This window comes from Caldisalinibacter kiritimatiensis (genome assembly GCF_000387765.1).
Classification (GTDB): domain Bacteria; phylum Bacillota; class Clostridia; order Tissierellales; family Caldisalinibacteraceae; genus Caldisalinibacter; species Caldisalinibacter kiritimatiensis.
On the sequence record NZ_ARZA01000184.1, the window covers coordinates 1 to 906 of the forward strand.

The 906-nt window shown below is 28.3% G+C and carries 1 protein-coding gene; it reads left to right on the forward strand.

Translation table 11 applies throughout. From position 1 onward, the window contains the following. Positions 1 to 65: 65 nt before the first annotated feature. The gene (locus L21TH_RS07965; protein ID WP_006313782.1) at positions 66 to 497 is read left to right on the forward strand and encodes a hypothetical protein; all 432 of its coding nucleotides are present in this window, start codon (positions 66 to 68) and stop codon (positions 495 to 497) included. Positions 498 to 906: the final 409 nt, after the last annotated feature.

The window sequence follows — 906 nt, forward strand, 5'->3', positions numbered from 1 at the left end:
TAAGACGAAACAAGTTGGCCAACAGGGAGAGTCTTACTAAATATAATTAAAAAGGAGAGGTTTTTATGGCACGTGTTGAAATTATTACTACCCAATATGAAGAAACTATTAAAGATTATGATGGCATAGTAAAATTAAGACGCGAAGTAAATAAAAGACAAGATAATAAAGATGCTAGTACAGTTGTGGCAATTTCTAGCTTATTAACTATAAGTCAACCAATATTATCTCTTTTACTTTCCATAACAGGAACAGCTTTAGGGATTATTGAGGATGCAATAGCAGCTGATTTAGAAGGACAGGAAGACCTCTACACAGAAGCAGGAGAAATTATGCAGCAAAGCAATTATGATGCAGTTAAGTTAAGACAAAAGTATAAATATGTTAAAACATACAATCAAGTGGGTGATCTTCTACATGAAGGTTGGATTGCAGATGGAACAACAGAAGTTATCGCATATCATGGAAACACAGGATGGGATTTAGTGCAATATTAAACATAGATAAGGCTCTTTGAGCCTTATCTATCTTTATACCTTTTGTAAACATTATAAACTAACAGTATCGTTACAGTGACAGACGAAAAACCACGTGTAGGGATATCATTTATTTTAAATATTATTAAAAAAAACAAACCTATAGATGTTAAGATTATAGTATCTCTTATGTTTTCAATTGTTTTTCTTGAAAATTTCATAAAATCCTTCCTTTTAATAATTAATATTCTTTACTTTCATTATATATCATCTATAAAATAGTTAATTGTTTTAAAAATTAAACAAACTTCTTTTAAAATACAACGCTTTTTACAGACTGGTCTATTTGATTAATATATGGAATTTTATTCCTTTATCTATTATTATATCTTATATATTGTATAATTACCATATTTTATTATGAGTGATA

Excerpts from the sequence above, each read along its gene's own strand:
- L21TH_RS07965 (WP_006313782.1), top strand. The coding sequence starts at position 66 with ATGGCACGTGTTGAAATTATTACTACCCAATATGAAGAAACTATTAAA.